The sequence below is a fragment of the Roseofilum sp. KMC-1 genome, from assembly GCF_057802075.1.
The window spans coordinates 162,964-184,016 of the sequence record NZ_CM173605.1; the positions used below are offsets into that span (position 1 = coordinate 162,964).

Annotated in this window: 17 protein-coding genes and 1 pseudogene; 16 read left to right on the forward strand and 2 right to left on the reverse strand. The window is 44.3% G+C overall.

Annotated features, from left to right (window positions below; translation table 11 throughout):
* The first annotated feature begins 205 nt into the window (after positions 1 to 205).
* The 6 genes from pedR to AC3FZD_RS00835 all read left to right on the forward strand — a co-directional run bounded on the left by pedR (position 206) and on the right by AC3FZD_RS00835 (position 5,497).
* Positions 206 to 484 carry a photosynthetic electron transport-dependent transcriptional regulator PedR gene (gene pedR / locus AC3FZD_RS00810; protein WP_488738304.1) on the forward strand — a complete coding sequence of 93 codons (279 nt, stop codon included), beginning with the start codon at positions 206 to 208 and terminating at the stop codon, positions 482 to 484.
* Positions 485 to 805, forward strand: coding sequence for a hypothetical protein (locus tag AC3FZD_RS00815; RefSeq protein ID WP_488738305.1), 321 nt, complete (start codon positions 485 to 487; stop codon positions 803 to 805). It abuts the gene before it with no gap.
* The gene (gene hisS / locus AC3FZD_RS00820) at positions 805 to 2,079 is read left to right on the forward strand and encodes a histidine--tRNA ligase (protein WP_488738306.1); all 1,275 of its coding nucleotides are present in this window, start codon (positions 805 to 807) and stop codon (positions 2,077 to 2,079) included. The genes AC3FZD_RS00815 and hisS overlap by 1 nt, the downstream gene beginning before the upstream one ends.
* 126 nt (positions 2,080 to 2,205) lie before the next feature.
* Positions 2,206 to 3,615, forward strand: coding sequence for a hypothetical protein (locus AC3FZD_RS00825; protein ID WP_488738307.1), 1,410 nt, complete (start codon positions 2,206 to 2,208; stop codon positions 3,613 to 3,615).
* 146 nt (positions 3,616 to 3,761) lie between these two features.
* Positions 3,762 to 4,568, forward strand: a complete 807-nt coding sequence (locus AC3FZD_RS00830; RefSeq protein WP_488738308.1) for a hypothetical protein — start codon at positions 3,762 to 3,764, stop codon at positions 4,566 to 4,568.
* 140 nt (positions 4,569 to 4,708) lie between these two features.
* Positions 4,709 to 5,497: a radical SAM protein gene (locus tag AC3FZD_RS00835; protein WP_488738309.1), complete on the forward strand. Its 789-nt coding sequence runs from the start codon at positions 4,709 to 4,711 to the stop codon at positions 5,495 to 5,497.
* 65 nt (positions 5,498 to 5,562) lie between these two features.
* On the opposite strand, the gene AC3FZD_RS00840 is transcribed toward AC3FZD_RS00835, so the two are convergent.
* Positions 5,563 to 6,216 (reverse strand): Uma2 family endonuclease, encoded by a 654-nt coding sequence (locus tag AC3FZD_RS00840; protein WP_488738310.1) that lies wholly within the window; start codon positions 6,214 to 6,216, stop codon positions 5,563 to 5,565.
* 10 nt (positions 6,217 to 6,226) lie between these two features.
* The gene (locus AC3FZD_RS00845) at positions 6,227 to 7,216 is read right to left on the reverse strand and encodes a GUN4 domain-containing protein (protein ID WP_488738311.1); all 990 of its coding nucleotides are present in this window, start codon (positions 7,214 to 7,216) and stop codon (positions 6,227 to 6,229) included.
* Between the two features lie 139 nt (positions 7,217 to 7,355).
* Between AC3FZD_RS00845 and AC3FZD_RS00850 the strand changes: the two genes are divergently transcribed.
* The 10 genes and pseudogenes from AC3FZD_RS00850 to AC3FZD_RS00895 all read left to right on the forward strand — a co-directional run bounded on the left by AC3FZD_RS00850 (position 7,356) and on the right by AC3FZD_RS00895 (position 21,037).
* On the forward strand, positions 7,356 to 7,844 hold the full coding sequence (locus tag AC3FZD_RS00850) for a universal stress protein (RefSeq protein ID WP_488738312.1): 489 nt from the start codon (positions 7,356 to 7,358) through the stop codon (positions 7,842 to 7,844).
* Positions 7,845 to 7,968: 124 nt separating this feature from the next.
* Positions 7,969 to 9,054 (forward strand): glycosyl transferase, encoded by a 1,086-nt coding sequence (locus tag AC3FZD_RS00855; protein ID WP_488738313.1) that lies wholly within the window; start codon positions 7,969 to 7,971, stop codon positions 9,052 to 9,054.
* Positions 9,055 to 9,077: 23 nt separating this feature from the next.
* The gene (locus AC3FZD_RS00860; protein ID WP_488738314.1) at positions 9,078 to 9,497 is read left to right on the forward strand and encodes a secondary thiamine-phosphate synthase enzyme YjbQ; all 420 of its coding nucleotides are present in this window, start codon (positions 9,078 to 9,080) and stop codon (positions 9,495 to 9,497) included.
* 48 nt (positions 9,498 to 9,545) lie between these two features.
* Positions 9,546 to 10,409 carry an Rpn family recombination-promoting nuclease/putative transposase gene (locus AC3FZD_RS00865; RefSeq protein ID WP_488738315.1) on the forward strand — a complete coding sequence of 288 codons (864 nt, stop codon included), beginning with the start codon at positions 9,546 to 9,548 and terminating at the stop codon, positions 10,407 to 10,409.
* Between the two features lie 299 nt (positions 10,410 to 10,708).
* Positions 10,709 to 11,938, forward strand: coding sequence for a DNA methyltransferase (locus tag AC3FZD_RS00870; RefSeq protein WP_488738316.1), 1,230 nt, complete (start codon positions 10,709 to 10,711; stop codon positions 11,936 to 11,938).
* A gap of 118 nt (positions 11,939 to 12,056) precedes the next feature.
* Positions 12,057 to 12,842 (forward strand): annotated as a pseudogene (locus tag AC3FZD_RS00875) (Bpu10I family restriction endonuclease).
* An 85-nt stretch (positions 12,843 to 12,927) separates the two neighbouring features.
* Positions 12,928 to 14,115, forward strand: a complete 1,188-nt coding sequence (locus AC3FZD_RS00880) for an S-layer homology domain-containing protein (protein WP_488738317.1) — start codon at positions 12,928 to 12,930, stop codon at positions 14,113 to 14,115.
* Positions 14,116 to 14,958: 843 nt separating this feature from the next.
* Positions 14,959 to 15,303 (forward strand): transposase family protein, encoded by a 345-nt coding sequence (locus tag AC3FZD_RS00885; RefSeq protein ID WP_488738318.1) that lies wholly within the window; start codon positions 14,959 to 14,961, stop codon positions 15,301 to 15,303.
* Position 15,304: 1 nt separating this feature from the next.
* The gene (locus AC3FZD_RS00890; RefSeq protein ID WP_488738319.1) at positions 15,305 to 16,468 is read left to right on the forward strand and encodes a DNA double-strand break repair nuclease NurA; all 1,164 of its coding nucleotides are present in this window, start codon (positions 15,305 to 15,307) and stop codon (positions 16,466 to 16,468) included.
* Between the two features lie 129 nt (positions 16,469 to 16,597).
* Positions 16,598 to 21,037 carry a hypothetical protein gene (locus tag AC3FZD_RS00895; RefSeq protein ID WP_488738320.1) on the forward strand — a complete coding sequence of 1,480 codons (4,440 nt, stop codon included), beginning with the start codon at positions 16,598 to 16,600 and terminating at the stop codon, positions 21,035 to 21,037.
* Positions 21,038 to 21,053 lie beyond the last annotated feature (16 nt).

Consider the following 21,053-nt stretch of genomic DNA (forward strand, 5'->3'; position numbering starts at 1 on the left):
CAGTAGAAGTTAGACTCTAGCGGGGATCGTCAGCCAGTTCTAGCGATCGGACTAATGGAGATTTTTTCCTTGCTGGCTGAGTGCTGAACAATTTATCGGCTTAACCAGAAATCAGCATTAGAATTGCAGAGATAGCATTGAGTTATAAGTTAAGTAGATATACTAGAGGATATATGCTTTCCATTAGTCGAGATCAATCATCACTATGACTGTTAGCGATTCAATCAAGTCCATGTCTCTCTCAGACCGTGAAATCCAGGTGGTAGAATTGGTGGCCATGGGTTTAGCCAACCAAGATATTGCCGAAAAGCTGGAAATCAGTAAGCGCACGGTAGACAATCACATTAGCAATATTCTCAAAAAGACGAATACCGATAATCGGGTGGAGTTGGTTCGATGGGCAATGAAATGGGGTAAAGTATGCATTGATGAGGTCAATTGCTGTACCCTACCCACTAACCCGACACAACCCGAAGACGAATAAATGTCATCTTTACCCATGAAACCCCAATCTGCTTCTGCCGTTGCTTCGCCTGTAAACCAGAGGAAGCGAACCATTAGTTGGCCCAAGTTGCCTCTGGCGGTATACCGCGAAGTGGCAACCCATTTGCGTCAAATTGATGGTGTGAATACGGGTCTATATCCCCGCTCTAGCTCGGAGTTTAATTATTATTTAAGCCAGGTTGGGGGCATGTGGATCGAATACCCAGCTTCTCTGGGGGCTGAAGATTTGGCCCGTATCGATCAAATCTTGGCGTACTATAGCGATCGCTATGGTGTCTGGAAATCAATCGACGAAAACTAATGGCTCAACTGCAAGGTATACGAGGAACCCGTGACATTCTGCCGGATGAGGTGGCCAGATGGCAGTGGGTCGAATCTACTGCTCGGAGAATTCTGTCTCAGGCCAGCTATCGGGAGATTCGCACGCCGATTTTTGAGCAAACAGAACTGTTTGCTAGGGGAATTGGGGAAGCGACGGATGTGGTCGGAAAGGAGATGTATACTTTTACCGATCGCGGCGATCGCTCCCTTACCCTGAGACCGGAAAATACGGCGGGAGTGGTGAGATCCTATATTGAGCATAGTCTCAGCGCCAAAGGCCTTCAGCGTCTCTGGTACATGGGGCCCATGTTCCGGTACGAACGGCCCCAAGCGGGACGACAGAGACAGTTTCATCAACTGGGTTTGGAGGCAATTGGCAGTGCCGATCCGAGGGCAGATGCTGAGGCGATCGCCATTGCTACCCAAATCCTAAAATCCCTGGGACTCAAATCCCTGAAGTTAGACCTTAATTCGGTGGGGAACCGGGAAGACCGCTTAAACTATCGTCAAGCCCTGGTTGATTATCTAACTCCCTATCAAGAAGAGTTAGATGCCGACTCTCAAGACCGTTTAACCCGTAATCCCCTACGGATTTTGGATAGCAAGGACAAACGCACCCAAGAAATTGTCCAAGATGCTCCCAGTTTATTAGATTATTTGGGGGACTTCTCCCGCCATCATTTTGAACAGGTGCAAACTTTACTGACGGATTTAGGAATTGACTATCAAATCAATCCTCGTCTCGTTAGAGGACTGGATTACTATACCCATACTGCTTTTGAAATTCAATCGTCCGATTTAGGGGCCCAAGCCACCGTTTGTGGGGGCGGACGCTATGATGGATTAGTGGCTGAATTAGGCGGCAAAGAAACCCCAGCCGTGGGTTGGGCTATGGGATTAGAGCGGTTAATGATCTTAGTGGAAAAACTGGCTCAGATTCCAGGATCTACCCTAGATTTTTATCTCATTTCTAGGGGCGAACTGGCCGAGCGTCAATCCTTGAAACTGGCTCAGGGGTTGCGGGAAAGTGGATTTTCTGTAGAGCTTGACCTGAGTGGTGCAGCGTTGAAGAAACAAATGGCTCGCGGGGATAAAAGTGGGGCGATCGCTTGTTTGATTTTAGGCGATCAAGAAGCCGAAAAGCAAGAAGTGCAACTTAAATGGATGGCCACCCAAGAACAACAAACCCTCGAACAAACCGATTTATTAAGCAACACTCCTTATTTACGTCAACAACTCGACAAGCATTCCTAAACGCGACCAACGGAACCCCATTAAACCCATTTTCGTCATCATTTTCTGAATCGTCTCAGGATTAGCATCCATAATCCTGAGAGCTTCTAATTTTTAATTTTTAATTTTTAATTTTTAATTGATTCCATGTCCCTAATTCCTCCCTACCTGATCATCTTTACCATTGCCCTAGTCATTCTTCCTTCCCTAGGGGCAATTTTCTTAAGGATGGCACTCCATTTACATCTTACCGTTCTTTCCCAAAAAGTACGGCGACTGATTCACTGGCAACCCCTCAACCGCAAACCAGAAATTATTGACTATGTAGAACAACGGTATGCAGAATCGATTACTCGCTTAGAACAGGTTAACACCGGAGCGCTCATCGATCAAGTCTATAGTCAAGAGCAAGTTCTGTTTTTATCCTGCGATCAAATTGAATATTTGGGGCGAATTTTACCCAACTTGTTATTATCCCTTGGGTTACTGGGCACATTTATCGGCATCACTTTAAATCTAACGGCTTTAAGTGAAACTATTAGTAATACGAATGCGACTGATATTAATGGTTTATTAGCAGCTCTACAAAAACCCTTACAAGGCATGGGGATTGCCTTTTTTACTAGCTTAGTTTCTATTTTATTTAGCGCCGTATTAACGGTTGTCAATGGCTTGTTTAATACCGCGATCGCCAAAACAAAATTTGTTGATGCCCTCGAAGACTATCTGGATAACGTTTATCTGCAAACCTTAGAAAATAATACCCGATTTGACCGCATGATTCAAGGGATGAATCACTCCTTTGAAGGCTTCTTAAATCGGTTTGGGCAAATGGTGAGCGCCTCCGTAGAATTAGCCCTCAAAGAAAAAATGGAAGAGTTGGCAACGGAAAATCACCGTGCCGCAGAACTAGCTGAAAAAGTCTATAGTCGTTTAACAGAGTCCACCTTAACTATTAGCCAAAGTACAGAAGAATTTAAGCAATCTGCTGATCGATTCTTAGCTGTTGCCCAACGGTTAGAAAATAGTCCTTTTCCTCAAAGTTTAGCCACTGCCACTGCTAGTTTAGGACAACTTCAGCGCGGGTTCGATCAGTCGATTAATAGCTTAACGACTTCGGTGCAAACTATTGAAATTGCTGCCTTAGAATTACAAAGTTATAGTAAACGGTTGGCTAAATTTGGCGATCAGATGAGCCAAAGTCATCTTGCTTCCTTGAAAGTGATTGAAACCCAACAACAAAGTCAACAATCTCTTGAGAATATGATCGCTCAATTGCAAACGGGAACTCAGGGCTTTCAAATGGCAGTTAAAGCAGTGGATCAATTGCAACGACGCACAATTGCGAAAGCGGAAGATTTAGATGACTTGCAAACGGAACTTAAACAAGTGGTGACGGCTTTGAATCAGGTGGCTCGTGCTATTGGTCAAGGGCTGGAAAATTTAGGGAGTCATGTGACTACTTCAGAATCTATTCAAGATAATATTAAACAAATGAAAGAAACTCAGACAGAATTGCTGAGACTGCGCCGCGCTCTAGAAAGTAAATCGAATTAAAACTATGTATTTTCAAGTGTTTCCCCTCATCCCGCAGCCCCTTCTCCCGCAGGAGAAGGGAAGAAAGTCCCTCTCCCGTGGGAGAGGGATATAGGGAGAGGGTAAGATATTGCTAACTCAGCCATCAATTACCAATACTATATCTTATGAGTCGCCGTAAATCTCGTTCTCTAGCCCCTGAAGAAGATCTGAAAATTTGGACAGCGTTTACCGATTTAATGTCCAATGCGTTTATGATCTTAACATTATTTTTGCTGTTAGCATTAATTAAATCGTTTTTTCTGAAATCTGTTTCTGATGCTAATGTGACGCGATCGCAAGAATTAGAGTCCAAATTGGCAAATTTGCAATTAGAGTTAGATAGCAGAACCAGTGCTGTACAAGGGTTAGAAGGTCAGGTAGCGAATCTGCAAGATCAATTGCAACGGCGGGAGAATGTGGTGCAAAAGCTGCAAGGGGAAATTGAACGGTTAAAATCCCCTCCAGTGATTGTATTGCGCGAGTCTCAATCGAGAAGTTTTCCGTCGGGGAGTGCTGAACTTGCGCCAGATTTCCAAAAGTATATTTTAGAGGATTTGGTGACGCAAATTGAAAGTTTTGCCCAAAATTATCAGGGTTATGTGGTGGAGGTGATTGGTCATACAGATGGCCAAGAAAATACGGGTAATGCGAGTAATTTAGACCGCGTTTTAGAGGCTGTGGTAGAAGGGAGTGCGTCGGTTTCTGGGTTAAATCCGGGATCGAATGCGGATTTAGGGTTGATGCGTGCGGTTGCGGTGGTGAAGGTGTTAGAGAGTAATCCCCGTTTGCAGTCGATGGGATTGCAGTTTAAGGCTTATTCTGCGGCTCAATTGTATGGGGTTTCGGGGAGTTTTGCGCCGACGGATGGTCGGGATAATCCTAGTCGGAGACGGATTGAGATTCGGTTTACTCCTCCTGCGGTGGAGCGTTAGTTTCCCTCTCCCTTTCATGTCCGCTTGCCTAAAATTCCCCCATTCCCCTATTCCCCTATTCCCCCATTCCCCCATTCCCAGGTTTCCGTCACAATAGAGGGGGAAGCATGTTGTTTTGAGCATAGATGGAGATCAAGGAAATGGTAACGACAACGACGGAATTTAAGAGTGTGTATGGGCCGGTGGTTTCTTGGCGTTATGGGCGATCGCTGGGCATAGATCCGATTGGGCAAACCTCGGTTTGTTCATTTAATTGCGTCTATTGTCAGTTGGGAGAGATCGAGGTAGTGACGCAAAAGCGGGCGATTTATGTGCCGACGGAAATGATTCTGGGAGATTTACAGGGGTTTGCTCCTTGGGATGTGGATGTGGTGACTCTGAGCGGGAGTGGCGAACCTACATTAGCCTTAAATTTAGGGGAAATTTTGCAAGGCATTAAGGAAATGACCCAAAGACCGACGCTGGTATTGACCAATGGTACGCTGTTGGATAATCCCCAGGTGCAAGGGGATTTGAGATATTGCGATCGCCTGTCGCTTAAACTAGATGCTATTGCGGCTAAACCTCTGAATCGGGTGAATCGTCCCGTGGACGGCTTGAATTTAGAGCAAATGTGGCAAGGAATGCTCGATTTTCGCCAACAGTATTCTGGAGAAATTGGCGTACAAACTATGATTTTGACTCCCTGGGATGCTGAAACCCGCCATCAGTATATCGAGATGATGAAAGCCTTATCTCCGGTGGAAATTCAACTGAATACCCCCTCTCGTCCCAAACCCGTCAAACGGCAATTAGATGGTCGGGGAAATCATTATGATGACCGTCCCTATGAGGTAAGACGGTTGAAATGTGTGGAGCTAGAAGTGTTGCAAGCCTTTGCTGAAGAAATTGAACAAGAGACTCATATTCCCGTGCGCTATCGAGGGTAAGATCAAGTCTAGAAAAGATAATCTTTAATCCACCTATTCCTAAAGTTAATAATAAGCTTTTCTCTCTAGGAGTGGGTGGCTTCCTGCCAGCGCTTTCTCAACTCTCGCATTGCTCCGATTTCATCTTCTTTTGCTGTGGCTAAAAACTGATATAACCACTCCTTGGGCACTTGGGGAAATGTGGGGCTTTGCTCGACTTCCACATATACCCCAGACTTGAGAGTATAAATCCGCAACACTTGCCCATTAAAGCGCCAAAATTCTGGCACACCTAAACGGGCGTAAAATTGATTCTTAGCAATATCCGTGTGGGTAATATCTACTTCAACGACTAAATCTGGGGGCGGATCTTGGGCAAAATTGACATTGCGTCCTTTCACCAAGGGCTGATTTTGGAAATAATAGGCGCTATCCGGTTCTGCTCCTTTTCTGAGCAGGGGATAATTCATGGTTGTCGATCCCATGGTTTTAATGGGAAGATCCAATAACTCCACCAAAACCAGGATAAATCGCTCAATTAAACACCAGGCAAATTCATGATCTTCTAAGGGCATGGTGATTTCTAGAACTCCATCATCATAGATTAGACGAGAACCTCTCGATTGAGGGAGTTGATCGAGAATGTGTAAATAGTTTTCCCAGGTGATGCCATGAAAAACGACTCGTTGTTCGCCTTTGGGTGTTACTGTTGCTTGAGGTTCTGGTGCTGCAATAACCATATCGCTGAATTTATTGAATACCACAGGTTTTGAGTTTATGGATCAGGAGGGAATAGGCGATCGCCGATCCCAGGTAGGGTAAATGGCCTTGAGGGGCATTATCTGTATAGTTTAACTCAGTGGGATTAGTCCATTGACTCTCTTTGCGCCAGCCAATGCGATCGCTAAACTGACTATAGTCTCCCCCTACCTGTTCGTAGATCTGAGATTGAATACTTAAGCCAAATTGACCCTGACTATAGGCCAACCAAAGCTGATTAATGGTGTCTAATTCAGTACAGGCTAATTCCTCTAAATTCAGGGCATCTAACCAACCATCACTTTCTCGACGAGTCGCCCGCAAAATCAAATCTAGGGTTTCTTTATTACTCTCTTGCCACTTATGAGCCGCCAACAAATCCCGCAGTCGGGTATAATCAATGCCTGTTTCCGAGCGTAAGGGCACATCTGGGTTAGTGCCATAAACGGGAGCAGCAGACAACTCGACGGTTCCTTGGGGTTTTGGGGTTTGTGCTTCAACCGATACCGCAGGAGCCGATGCCGGTATAGCAGAAACCGCTTCCGATAATTCGGCTGAGGTTTCTGGAGCCATCCACCCCTCGATCGCCTCAAAAACCGCCGTCAGCAGTCCTTGAAACCAGCGATCGCACTCAGCAGGCAGAGCAATAACCAACAAGGCTTCATCCCCAACTCTCTTTTGCACCTGCTCCAATAGATTCTCACGCTTGGCCGTCTTCAACAATACCAAAAAGGTACACCAGAGCAGGGAACTGAGGGCTAGAAGAGAGAGCAAGGGAAACGTGAGGGGAAAGCCTAAAATCAACCCTCGGTCATCTTTGAGGGAATAGGGGTACTGCTGGCGATCGGCGATCGCCCAATTCCATAATTTCACGCTCAGGTGACTGCTCAGATCGATCAGTGTTAATAAGATCCGTCCTATCAGAACATAACTCGTAAGGGGAAAGGCCAGGATCATCAGACGGAGTTGCGGGTTAGCCATTAGTCATTCCTTCAATTTTTTGCTTGCTTCCTTTCCACTGCTTCTAGGAGTGAGCCGTTAAGTGTTGTAGCTTACGCTTGGTATTGTACCTGAAACAGTGCCATGATTTAAATGAAGGTTTTTAATTGATTATTGAAGTATGGTTTATCAAAAGATTTTAGTCGCTCTCGATCGCTCCATTCAAGCAGAAACCATTTTTGAGAAAGGGTTAGTTCTGGCTCAACAGTTTTCTGCTCAAATGATGCTCTTTCACCGTCTCGCCCTAGAAGAGAGCAGTCTGTTTACCTATGTTGGCCCCTATGGTCATACCTTAACCAACTTTTCCCAAGCCGTGCAAGAACAAATGGCACAGGAAACGGAACAGACTCGTCAATGGCTGACTTCCTATTGCGATCGCGCCCAAGAAGTGGGGGTTTCCTGCGAGTGGGAATGGAAAATGGGGGATACTGGACGTTGGATCTGCAATCTGGCTAAAAGTTGGGGAGCGGATTTAATTGTCGTCGGACGTAGGGGACGACACGGAGTGACTGAGGTACTCTTAGGAAGTGTCAGTAATTATGTCGTTCACCGGGCTGGCTGTTCCGTGTTGGTTGTCCAAGAAAAACCCTTGCTATCCGAGCCAACTTGAACATCCTTTTCCCTGATTCACATTGAGGGCAAGTTAGCGCAAAATCCTCTAAACTTGCCCTTAGACTCTTAAAATAGAACGAGTCATCATTTTTAATTTTTAATTGCTAATTTTTAATTTCTCCATGTCTCGACCTACTGTATATCTAGCCATTACTAATCATGGTTTTGGTCATGCCGTGAGAATGGCCTCAGTGGCTGCGGCGATCGCCCAACAACATCCAGAAATTCTCCTGATTTTAGTGACCACAGCTCCCCGATGGCTCATTGAATCTTATCTTCCGGCAGACTTTATCCACCGTCCTAGGGGGTTTGATGTGGGAGTAATTCAGTCTGATAGTCTGACGATGGATAAGGAATCTACTTTAGAAAAATTGCGATACATTCGTAAAAATGAACGGTCAATTATTGCCGGAGAAGTGAATTTTATTCGCCAAAATCGGGTAGATTTAGTGTTAGCTGATTTACCTTCTTTGGCTGTAGATATTGCCCATAGTGCCGGAATTCCCTGTTGGATGATGGGTAATTTTGGCTGGGATTTTATTTATCGCCCTTGGGGAGGGGAATTTATGGAGATCGCCGATTGGATTAGCACCGCTTATGGTCAGTGCGATCGCCTGTTTCGCCTGCCTCTTCATGAACCCATGAGTGCTTTTTCAGACATTACTGATGTGGGATTAACCGGAGGAATTCCCCGATGGACTCCGGAGCAGTTGCGGCAACAGTTACAGATTTCTGCTCCCCAAGAACGGACGATATTATTAACCTTTGGCGGCTTAAGTCTGCAAGAAATTCCCTATGATACCCTGAAAAACTTCCCCGATTGGCAGTTTATCACCTTCGATGCCCAAGCACCTAATCTGCCCAATTTGATGAAAGTGAGGGGACATGAATATCGACCCGTGGATTTTATGCCGATTTGCGATCGCATCATCTCCAAACCCGGATATAGTACATTTGCGGAAGCCCTACGTTTAAATACGCCCATTGCATCCTTAACACGAGCAGGATTTGCCGAAGCATCCGTTTTAATCGAAGGCTTACAAGATTATGGCACTCATCAAATTATTGAGCCAGAAGCCTTTTTTAGCGGCGATTGGAGCTTTTTACACCAAGCGATCAACCCTCCCAGAAAAGAGGTAGTATTGGATAAAAACGGCAGTGAGGCGATCGCCCAAGCCATTATCAACTATTTTAACCTGAACAATTAACCATCAGGCTTTCCCATTCTACCATGACTGACTATCAAACCCAACTCAACATCAAAACCACGGGAAAAAACTTTTCCCCCATCACCTCTCAAGTCAAACAAGTTGTCAAAGAATCCGGCATTCAAACCGGATTATGTACCCTATTTTTAAGGCATACTTCCGCCAGTTTAGTCATTCAAGAAAATGCCGATCCCGATGTTTTGCACGACTTAGCCAATTTTTTTGCCAAACTGGTTCCTGAAGATGGAATCAGCTATATCCATGATGCCGAAGGCCCTGACGACATGCCAGCCCATATCCGCAGCGTATTAACTAAAACTTCAGAACAAATTCCCATTCACCAAGGACACTTACTCTTAGGCACTTGGCAGGGAATTTATTTATGGGAACATCGCAGTCGCAGTCATCACCGAGAGATCGTTGTTCACGTCAGTGGTAATTAGCATAAAAATAGATCGTAAACTTAAATTGAGATTCAATTTTTAACTCCCTTGGCCTACGACAACGCTTGCAAATACCTCGCCGAAAAATTCCCAGAGTCCTTCATCCAATGGTTGCTTCCCCTAGCCCAACCGACTCCCGTTGAAGTCCTCAAAACCGAACTGATACAAGAACCCATCCGTGCCGACTCTCTGACATTCTTAAAAGCGGGTAACCAAATTCTGCACATCGAGTTTGAAACCCGTCCCTACTCCCAACCTCCCCTTCCTTTCCGGATGCTCGACTACTACGTGAGACTCAAACGGCAGTATGGTTGCCCCGTGCATCAAGTGGTGATTTTCTTACGAGAAATGGTTTCTGAGCAAGTTTTGCTCTCCCAGTACCAGGACGGAGAAACCCGACATCCTTATCAGGTAATTCGACTGTGGGAACAAGACCCCAATTTACTGCTCTCTTCTCCCGGTTTACTGCCCTTGGCCACCCTATCGAAAACCAGCGAACCGCGCCAGTTACTGCAACAAGTCGCCGATCGGGTTGCTACAATCGAGGAGAGCAAACAACAAGCAGATGTTCTCGCTTGTAGTCAAGTGCTGGCGGGTTTGAGATTTGACAAAAAGTTAATTAGACAACTGTTGAGGAAAGAGACGATGCGCGAGTCAGTCATTTATCAGGAAATTCATGAAGAAGGTCTACTCGAAGGAATTCAGCGAGGAATTCAACAAGGTGTACAACGGGAGGCATCTTTAGTCATTCGTCTCTTGACACGACGAGTGGGTGTGCTTTCTCCAGAATTGGAAGCACAGATTCAGTCTTTGTCGGTGGAAACTCTGGAAGATTTAGGGGAAGCGCTGCTTGATTTTACGGGAGTTGAGGATTTAGTGTCTTGGTTGGGCGATAATGCTGGGCATCGCTGAGGCGATCGCCTAAATTAAAATTAAACCCCTAAACTACACGATCGTGAAACCTACTTTACATAAAGGGAAACTCATAACCTGGAAGGATGATAGAGGTTTTGGCTTCATCCAACCCGATAATGGCGGAAAGGAAAATTAAGTCAAAAACAGTCAGGAATATGCATAAACTATGAAAAATAGATTACCTTATTTTGCTTGGATTTGCGATCTTAGTGGCGATCACTCATAGGATTAGAAGTAATATGTTAGACTATTTTCACCAGTCAGGTCTTAGCTCACCAGTTCAGGAACGTTAACAGTTGAAAGCATTTGACGAACCTATCTCTCAAGAAAAACTAAATATTCTGGCTAAAACTCGATCTAATCCCTTTGCTTGGCGCGGCCAGTTTTCTCCTCAGCTTATTGAAGCAATACTAAATGCTTATTGCTTACCTCACTCGATTGTTCTCGATCCGTTTGCCGGGAGCGGAACAGTTTTGCTAGAAACCGCTATGTTTGACTGTGAAGCTTACGGGTTTGAAATTAATCCAGCCGCTTGCATTCTGAGTAGAACTTATGAATTTATTAATTTAGAAAATAGAAATGAATTCATCAAAAAGCTCAGAAATATAATCGATCTCGAATTTCCATTTAGAATATTTGAAGATCATGAAGTCGATGATTTAGAGGTGAAACTAATAGGGATTAGAAGTGAACTAGATCGAGAAAGACTAAAAATGTTTGATGCCCTGGTCATTTTATTAGATGTTGCCAACCATCAAGTAACTCATGATTTCATCCAATCCAAATTTAATTATTTAGCCAATGTAATCGAAAAACTACCTTACTCCGATCGACCTATCAATATGGGTTTATCCGATGCTCGCTCTCTTCCGATCGCCGACAACTTTATTGATTTTGTCCTCACCTCTCCACCGTATATAAATGTTTTTAATTATCATCAAAATTACCGAAAATCTACTGAAATCTTAGGATGGGATTTATTAAATATTGCTAAGTCAGAAATTGGTTCAAATAGAGCAAACAGAAGGAACCGATTCTACACCGTGGTTCAATATTGTCTCGATATTGCTGATACCTTGAGAGAAGTTTCTAGAGTGACCAAATTTCAGGCTAGAATTGTGTTTATTGTTGGACATCAGTCCAATGTTCTGGGGATACCTTTTTATAATGCTGACATCATTGAAGAAATTGCCGTAAGATCTAAACTTTTTCACAAAGTTTTAAGACAAAAAAGAGAGTTTAAAAATAAATTCGGAAAAACGATCAGAGAAGATATTATGAATTTTCACAATCTCAACTCTAAAGTTAGCCAGAAAACCCTTGAAGAAATTGCCAGAGAAATAGCCTGTGAAATCTTAAAGCATAGTCTCCCTTTGGTCTCCTGCCAAAACACAAAATTACTGGAACAGGCTATCGATCAAGTCAATCAGATTGGCAGAACGCCAACTTTAGACCCCCAAAAATTAAGTTTACTCGCCCGATCAAAAGAGTTGAGAATCAATCACTCACCTTCAATCTATGCCTGAATTTTCTCGACCTCATTATACTAAGTTAACTGCTTGTCTGCATAACCGTCGCTTACCTGAGTCAGATCGAGAACGGTTAGAAGAAGCTATTAGACAGTATCATCAATGGATATTAGCGATGGAATCTATTGAAGGGGGTCAATCGGATGTAGTAGAAAAATTAGTGGAAGTGACGAATCGATACAAGCGCTTTATCGAGTTAGATTTAATTTTTGATAGCTCAGAAAATTTTTTATATCGACAAAAAGGACAGCTCAAACTAGATAACACAATTCTAGAAGAGTTTTTGCCACAAGTTATTTTCCGGAGTTTGCGGGAAATTGATGATTCTTTTGAGTTAGGGCCAAGAAATACATTTGCTGGCCTGAGTTTTTAATCCTCTCTAGGCAATCCTGGCCAAGGAGGTGAACCGAGTATGAGGACTAAAGATCAAGATTTTATCTTGGGAAAGAAGCTATACTTAAAATCATCATTTAATTCAAATTTTCAAGATCATAAATTACTTGAGTCCTATCTTGGATATGTTTGTGCAGAATGTAAAACCAATCTCGATAAAACTATGTTTCAGGAGGCGGTAGCTACCAGTCGCGACTTAAAAATGGCAGTTCCTGGATCGTTATATTTTCTGGTTTGTGAGTTTCTAGATATGACTCCAGTCTCCATCCTAGCCACTCAGATTGATGATGTTTTGATTGTCCGCAAAACCAAGCGTATGTCTTCAGCGATGCGTCAAGAATACCGAACTCCAGCAGAACGGCAAATTCATAGGCAGGAATATGTGGACTTTTTGGATGCATCTCAATACTATGCTGATGTGTTTCAAAGAATGATCGATAAAATTCAAGCTCTGATCGATCAAACCAAACCCTCTACCGAGAATGTTCTCAATCAAGGTTATTTTTAACGACTGGATACCGGGAGCCGAGTTTAGCTAAGATAGGGATCATGAAGACTCGATCGATAAACTCGTAACCATTCCCTAATCAGTGTTGAACCGTTCTCCAGCTCTTTCCTTCTTTCTGATCCTAGTGGCGATCGCCCCTTTGACTTCCTGCGCGAATAGCTCTGGAGGGCAAAGTATAGAGCAACTGCTTGCACCCGATCCGCAATTGCAATTAACTCCCCCAACTCCTGCTCCCCAACCCTCTCCCCAAGCTACCGTATCTCCTGCTCCAGTTTCTACAGTTGAACTTCCTGATAACTTTCCTGCTGCCATTCCCCAATATGCCAACGCTACCCTAGAATTGGTGTCTCCCCTTACGTCTGGAGAAGAAGGGATGATTACCCGTTGGTTTAGTGCTGACTCGACGACGCTCGTCAGACGCTATTACCAGCAGCAGTTACAGGAGAATAACTGGGAAATAACCAGCGATTCAGATGCACTGGAACTTGCTGCGCGTCGAGAGGGGTTGCAACTGACTCTGAGCTTTGCTCCGCCGACTTCTGGACAAACGACTTATACTTTGACCTATCGTATAGATGATACGCCAATGGCGATCGCCACCCCATCCCCTTCTCCTACAGCTTCCCCTGCTCCCTCTCCGAGTTCTGCTCAAGTTCCCTCTTCTCTCTCCCCAGAAGTGCAACAATTGATTACCCTGGGAATTACGGGCGATCCCTCGATGGAAGCCTTTCAAGCCAATGAAATGATTACTCGTCGAGAGTATGCTCGCTGGTTAATGAGTGCTAATAATCAAATCTATACTGACGATCCGGGTAAACAAATTCGGTTAGCCTCTTCGACAGCAGAGCCGGTTTTTCAAGATGTGCCGAAAAGTGACCCAGATTTTCAGTATATTCAGGGATTAGCGGAGGCGGGGTTAATTCCCAGCAGCCTGACGGGAGAGGCAACGGAAACCCGATTTCGTCCCGATGCTCCCCTGACAAGGGAAAATTTAATCGGCTGGAAAGTGCCGTTAGATACTCGCTCTGGATTGCCAAAAGCGACAATAGAGGCGGTCAAAGATACTTGGGGATTTCAGGATGCGAGTAAAATTAATAGCCAAGTTTTACCGAGTATTTTAGCAGATTTCCAAAATGGAAATAATGCTAACATCAGGCGCGTGTTTGGCTATACCAGGCTATTTCAGCCCCAAAAAACGGTGACACAGTTGGAAGCCGCAACGGCTCTAACGTATTTTGGGACACAGGGGGAGGGGCGATCGATTAAAAATTAACAATGAACAATGAACAATTAATAATGTTGGAGGAAAAATAAATGCTGCAATCTTTGACTGCCCCTTAATAATTAAACTCAGTGGAAGAGTCGCCTCTCCCACTGGTCTACAAAACCGGATGTGAGACTTTTACCTGTATGATCCATTCAGGATTTATTGCAGCAAATCAGACAGCATCCTTATGTTAAATTATTTACATTATCCAAAGTCAAGTGACAAATCCTGATGTGCTGGAAGCTATCTATTTTTACGGTAACCTGGCCGAAGCATTAGTCTGGTTTGGTTTCGCTATCCGTTTTCTCATTAAGAGTATTAGAACAACTGCTAGAAAGTCATATTATAGACCCAATTTATCTGGCTGGACAGCTATCACGTTTTTATTATTTGGTTGTTCCGATTTGGTTGAAACCCAAACTCTTGCTTGGTGGCGACCTTGGTGGCTCTTACTCTGGAAAGCAAGTTGTATCATTGCAATACTTGTGCTGTTCTTACTTCATTGGTTCAAGAGAAGTAATTCTTAATGTCTTATTCGCTTCTTTCCTTGTTGTCACCGTTTTGGTTCTTTAAAAGCTAAAGTGTGACTACGGCGGCTCAACTAGACCGTTATGCCAAAACAGCCAGTAGGGTGCGTTTGGAAAGTCCCGGAGGATCTATGGAGAACAGCATCAAGTGGCGATCACCATTCTCCAGAATTACAGCAATTTTCTAGCTCTATACGATACCCTTTGATCCCCCCAACCCCTTAAAAAAGCAGGGCTGTTTCATTCTGGGCAGGAAATGGCAAAATAAAAGCGATTGCTTGCATGGTAAACTCACAGGCAATCGCTAAAATTCTATTAGAATATGTATAATTTAATTGAATTACTCAAGAAAGTCAAAGAATTTCGCCGTCCTCAAGGGAAGAGGCACTCAATGTCGAATGTCCTACTAATTGTCCTTCTCGGCTTAATGCATGGTTACTTAGGATACAGGTCTCTGGGGCAATTCGCGAAATTTAATCAAGCGGCTCTGGAGAAGTATTGGGGAATTGGGAAAAATAAAATTCCTTCATTCTCAACCTTATTAATGAAACAGCCCTGCTGCTTTTTAAGGGGAGTTAGGGGGATCGCAATGTCTCTCACTCATAGCGTAAACTGCTGTATCTCTCTATCCCCCACTCCCCCATTCCCTCACTCCCCCATTCCTTGATATGCCCCTCGATCCATCCTTAATTTGGTCTTTGCTACAAGTGAAACGCTCGGAGTTTAAGGGCTTAGAGTCCCAAGTTTTTGAGAAACTCAAGCCCTATCGCCAGGCGCTTTTGCATGGTTCTAGGGAAGTGATAGAGAGAGTCAAAACCGTTGAGTTAGTGGATGAGCAGGATTCGATTTATGCGGAACCCTTGGAAAGAGGAGATCGCGGTTGGATCGTGAAATCTAATCTGACTTGGCAAAATCGAGAACAAAGCTTACAGTGGGTGCGCGATCGCCTCATGGGAATTCCCACCTTTGCCGTTGATGGTTCCCAAATCTATCCCAGCAAGGACTTTTCGATGCCTATCGCGGTGATTCAAATTGGCTGGTTTGAAAACTTCCATCGCGGGGATGGTGAGTATGAAAAAGATATCGCTGTTGATTTAATTACCCCCAATCAATTTGCGGCTCTGGGAAAAGGGGAATCCCTCGATCGCCTGGTGAACCGTCGCCGTTTAGAATTGGAAGTGCGCCGCATCATTGACTACATGCAAACCCATAGCCATCAATCCTCACGCCTGGTGTTTTATGATGGCTCTCTGATCGCTAGTTTTGCCGAAACCTTCGATCGCCCCACCTATGAATGCTATCTCAAAACCCTGCGCCAACTATTGAGCGCCACTCAACAGCATCACATCCCCCTCGTTGCCTATATCGATACCAGTGTTGCCGAAGATACAACGCAAATGCTGCAACGGGCGTTAGGCTTACCCCCCATTTCCGGAGTGAGCGATCCGCAACTGCTCAACCCACTGATGGCATGGGGCGATCGCACCCTTCTGTGTCGCTGCTGTCGTCCCGGTATCCTCAAAGACTACCAAGAACAAGCCAATCAAGTCACCTTTACCTATCTCAAAACCCATGCTGGATACCCCGTGCGCCTCGAATTCCCCCTCTGGATCTTTGAAGCAGGGTTACTCGAACAAGTGATTGACTGGGTAAGGGCAGAAGCCATTATTGGACGCGGCTATCCTTATGCGATCGAAACCGCCGATCAAGTTACCGTCCTCCGCAGTGAAGACCGTAAACTTTTTTACCGAATCCTCCAAGATTGGGCCGAGCAGGAAGAGATCCCCTTCCGACTCTCCCGGAAAATGGTCAGCAAAGCTCAACGGCGTTAAGATTTCTCCCCCATTCCCCCACTCCCCCACTCCCCCAATACAGCGCGTGCAGGTATCATGCCTTTGTCCACTGCTATGACGATCAACTAGAATTTAAACTATTCTCACTCTCCGAACCCAATTAAGTTCATGTACGTTTATTGCACAGATCAAGTTCAGCAGAAAGCCAAGCAGCATAATTTGCAGAGCCACATTAATCGATTCTGTGATGAACTATTGCCTCAGAGTGTCGATCAAGCCCAAGCTCATTTTAAGCGCCTGTATCCTTATCTCAAGCGTAAGGTTGACCATAATTATCGCTTGATTGCTCGGATGGTGCGGGTGCAGGGGGAAAGACTAGGGGATGGTGTGGATATTTTGGTGTTGGTCGATATCCTCAAGCGCGGATCGAAGGACTATGAGCATTTTCTCAGAGACCGGGAAGGGTTTGGCCAGCAGTATCTCGATTCTCAGATTCAGCCTGGGGAATTAGAAAATTGGGTCTTAAATCAACAAAACTTAGCGTCTATTCCCCATCCGGGGCGGCCCTTGGTGCAGGGAAACCCGGATTTATTACCCTGGTTAGAACCTCCGGGATGGAAACGGGAAAACCAGGGCCCTTTGGTTTATGAGAGTGAAATTTGGGCTGGGGAGTTAAATAGTGCCGCGATGCGATCGCACGCTTCCCAGTATACCCAATTGGTGGAGGTCATTCAAAGTCCCCAACCGACTGAACAGGGGACGCAGTGGCCGGGGGTGTTACTCTATGGAGAAGGCGATCGCTACATTCTCTTTAGTCGCATTCTCTCTTCCGAGCGCTCTCCATCCATTCTGTTTTTACTCTGTCCCTTTTCCCATTATCCTACGCCCGAAGATATTACCGCCATTGGCGAGCGTACCTATCTCTATAATCAAAACGCCAATTACCTCAACGGCCATTTTAACCTCAATTCGATTACAGCCCTAGCTCGCCGAGCCTATCCCAATTATTTACTTGCCCATGAAGATTGGTTGATTCTTGAGGGTTCCCCCAAGGTCAATTTAGCCCTGTCTGCGGAAGAGGAGAGCTTATTAAACTTTGTCTCGACACCCGGAAATCATGCTCTACCCTTGTTCTTAAACGGACAAGCGGGGAGTGGAAAATCCACACTGCTCTTTTATCTGTTCGCCGACTACTGCTATCGCAAATTCTATTATTATGGCGATCGCCTGTTACCCGGCAATCCCCTCTTCTTAACCTACAATGAGCGCCTGTTAGAAGTTGCCAAAGACCGAGTACAAAAATTATTAAAATTCCATCATCGGTTTGTTTCCCAACAAACCGATAATACGCCCATTCCCAATATTGGGCACTTTTTCAAACCTTTCCAGCGTTTTTTGCTCAATCTTTTACCCCCAGAATATACGGAAAAGTATGCCTTAGACCGCTATATCTCTTTTCATAAATTTAAAGTTTTATATCAATACTGTCCCCTCCCCATTGCCCAATCCTATTCTCCAGAACGCTGTTGGCATGTAATTCGCACATTTATCAAAGGATATGGCTTGGAAGAAATGACCTTAGAGGACTACGAGTTTGAAGTCCCTCGCAAGGAAAGAACCGTTCCGATTCAAGAGTTTAAAGATATTTATATCATTTGGCAAAATTGGTATCAGCGAAAAGCAGAAGAATTAGGCTATTGGGACGATCAAGACCTGATCAAACAAGTTTTACAATTGCCCCTGGATTTGGCTCGCTATACCGCCATTTTTTGTGATGAATCCCAGGATTTTACCCGAATTGAGCTGCAATTGATTTTAAGACTCTCTATTTTTTCTCGCTACGATCTGGGATATCAAACCCTAGAGAATTTTCCTTTCGTATTTGCGGGCGATCCGTTTCAAACTCTCAATCCTACTGGGTTTCGTTGGGATAGCTTTAAGGCGGCTTTTTATAGTGAAGTGGTAATTCAACTCGATCCAACGCGCCAATTGGGTCTAGAAATGAATTTCCAAGAATTGGAATGTAATTATCGCTCCTATGCTCCAATTGTCAAGTTTAATAATTTGATTCAGTTCTGGCGATATCTTTTGTTTAATCACCGAGATCTTAAACCCCAAAGAGTTTGGAAACAAGGGCAACTATTGCCAGAAAAATTCATCTTAGAAGATAATTTAGCTAGGGAAACTTTTAAGGAGTATATCCAAAATACGATTATTATTGTCCCTTGTGAAGAAGGGGGAGAAATTGCCTATATTCAAAAAGATGAAGTCTTGTCTGAAGTCGTTGAAGGATGGAGTGAAGGGCAACCACCTAAAAATGTTCTCAGTGCGATCGCTGCTAAAGGTCTAGAATTTAAGCGGGTGATTTTGTACAAATTTGGTGAAGCCTGTCATAGCCGCTTCTGGATTCTTCTAGAAGCCGATCATCCAGAATTGAGCATTGAAGTCGAATACTTCTTTAATAAGCTCTATGTGGCATCGAGTCGCGCCATTGAGCGGTTATTTGTAGTCGATACTCCCTTGGGCGATCGCACCCTATGGCATCAAATCAACAATCCTCACCAAGTAGAAACCTATTGGGAAAAAGTAAAAAATGCGTCAGATTGGCAACAACGGATGCAACTTTTGCAAACCGGAACCGATGAAAGTGCTAAAGATTTGCAAGAAGATGACTTACCCTCTGTTGCTCTAACCCTTCAAACCGAAGGCTTAAATGCCCAAGATCCGAAACTCCTACGGCGAGCTAAACAATATTATCAAACTATTGGTAATTTAGAAGAAGGCCATCTCTGTGAAGCTTGGGCACTCAAATTTGAACAACAGTATCAAAAAGCTGGGTCGGAATTTTGGCAACTCGGAGAAGAAGAACAAGCCTGGGATTGTTTTTGGCAAGGCTCCTGTTGGATGGATCTGTATCAATGGTATCAAGATGTGGCCGATCGCCCAGAATTAGGCGATCGTCATAGCCTCGAACAACCTCTAATTCACTTCATGGTCTCAGCATTTGATCCAGAAGCTATACAAACCCTCACTCAAGCCCTACAGGTCTATCACCATAACCAAACCCAAGTTTTGGAACAACATCGCTTTAGTCCCCAGTGGACAACTGTCATCAAAACTTATCAACAGAAAATTGAAGAAATAACTGAAGAAAAAACCTTACAACCCGCCCTCTGGTATAGCCTAGGTGAAGTCTTACAAGCCTTATCCCATGCTGGATATCCCAATCTATTAACTAGCGCTGCTATCTGTTTTTATCGCGGCAAAGCCTATCAAGAAGCGGTAGATTGTTTCACCTCAGTAGATGCCACTGGACAACGGGAATACTATCTAGCAAAAGCTCAATTAGTCGGATTTCCTGAAGGCTTAGAATATCTGAAACTTGCCTCTAATAGTCCCCAATCCACTCCATCACAAATCCATAGTGATTTAGAGAATTTAATATTTAAAGCTTGGCAGGAAGCAGGATCGCCCAAAGATACCGCTTGGTTACGCTATATAGCCCCGATTTTAGAAAGCAAGAACTCTTACCATCATGCCTTTATGGCCTATCTGTATTTAGAAGATGCAGAAGCCCTCAGTCGCTGTTTTGACCAGATTGAGAATACTAGAGAAAAACGCCAAGTTTTACCCCTATGGCTACAATATTTAATCCGTCGGGAATCTTGGCCAGAATTAGCAGCAGTTTTTGAACGATGTACCCGCGAACTATTAACTGATCAAGTCGAAAAGACCCAAATTTTATCATTAATCATTTATGACTTAGCCCATTCTAATCTCCATCCCGATCGCCTTTCCATCCCCGATCGCCAACGCTACGAATATTTGATTAAAGAGCAGTTTCTCAGCCAACCCGATTGGCAAAATTATCTGTTAATGGAACAAGTTGGCGTTGCTCTAGAAAAAATTGGCGGTTTGGGAGTCACCCTAGAATTTTATCAAACTTTCTGTGAAGGGAATTATCCCACCAGCACCCAACAATTTGCCCGCACGCGTTGGTTAGCCACCAAGAAAAAACAGGAAGACTATTACACCACTAAAGGTAAAACCAACCGTCTGATCCGCATTCGCTCCGAACTCGCGCAAAAATCCCGGAGTTGGAAAATCTCCCTAGATAGTCTCTCTCCAACTCCTCCCTCTCCTCCCCAACAACGTCCTTCTCCTCCCCAACTCCAGCAGAAAAACCGCCCTCTTGTACCAGAGTTTAGCGAGATAGAAACTGCACCTGAATCTGTTGAGCCATCCCTAGATACGACTCCCACGAAGAAGCCAAATACTCATGAGGTTCATATTGCAGGCTTACCCAAGGGTATAGAGGTGAGGCAAATTAGCCATGGGGTGCTATGGTTCCCGATCAAAAATCTCGTGATCAAGGTGAATCCGATCGTAAAACAAGTGTTAATTGCTGATACCCTCAGTGGCGATCGCCTGCGGGTAGATTTAATCAACTTTACCCTATTGTTCAAAACCATGGCCATGAAAGGTACAGGCAAAGAACCCCTCATTTTTAGCTGCTTTAATGCCAGTTATGAGGGACGTTTAGAACCTGGCGATCCCCCCCAATTATTCCTCAAAATTGCCGAACATCAACTTCGCTTACAATTCTGATGGATCAATTACAGGG

Excerpts from the sequence above, each read along its gene's own strand:
- AC3FZD_RS00835 (WP_488738309.1), top strand. The coding sequence starts at position 4,709 with ATGGTAACGACAACGACGGAATTTAAGAGTGTGTATGGGCCGGTGGTT.
- pedR (WP_488738304.1), top strand. The coding sequence starts at position 206 with ATGACTGTTAGCGATTCAATCAAGTCCATGTCTCTCTCAGACCGTGAA.
- AC3FZD_RS00815 (WP_488738305.1), top strand. The coding sequence starts at position 485 with ATGTCATCTTTACCCATGAAACCCCAATCTGCTTCTGCCGTTGCTTCG.
- AC3FZD_RS00890 (WP_488738319.1), top strand. The coding sequence starts at position 15,305 with ATGCCCCTCGATCCATCCTTAATTTGGTCTTTGCTACAAGTGAAACGC.
- AC3FZD_RS00860 (WP_488738314.1), top strand. The coding sequence starts at position 9,078 with ATGACTGACTATCAAACCCAACTCAACATCAAAACCACGGGAAAAAAC.
- hisS (WP_488738306.1), top strand. The coding sequence starts at position 805 with ATGGCTCAACTGCAAGGTATACGAGGAACCCGTGACATTCTGCCGGAT.
- AC3FZD_RS00895 (WP_488738320.1), top strand. The coding sequence starts at position 16,598 with ATGTACGTTTATTGCACAGATCAAGTTCAGCAGAAAGCCAAGCAGCAT.
- AC3FZD_RS00825 (WP_488738307.1), top strand. The coding sequence starts at position 2,206 with ATGTCCCTAATTCCTCCCTACCTGATCATCTTTACCATTGCCCTAGTC.
- AC3FZD_RS00855 (WP_488738313.1), top strand. The coding sequence starts at position 7,969 with ATGTCTCGACCTACTGTATATCTAGCCATTACTAATCATGGTTTTGGT.
- AC3FZD_RS00850 (WP_488738312.1), top strand. The coding sequence starts at position 7,356 with ATGGTTTATCAAAAGATTTTAGTCGCTCTCGATCGCTCCATTCAAGCA.
- AC3FZD_RS00845 (WP_488738311.1), bottom strand. The coding sequence starts at position 7,216 with ATGGCTAACCCGCAACTCCGTCTGATGATCCTGGCCTTTCCCCTTACG.
- AC3FZD_RS00885 (WP_488738318.1), top strand. The coding sequence starts at position 14,959 with ATGTATAATTTAATTGAATTACTCAAGAAAGTCAAAGAATTTCGCCGT.
- AC3FZD_RS00830 (WP_488738308.1), top strand. The coding sequence starts at position 3,762 with ATGAGTCGCCGTAAATCTCGTTCTCTAGCCCCTGAAGAAGATCTGAAA.
- AC3FZD_RS00840 (WP_488738310.1), bottom strand. The coding sequence starts at position 6,216 with ATGGTTATTGCAGCACCAGAACCTCAAGCAACAGTAACACCCAAAGGC.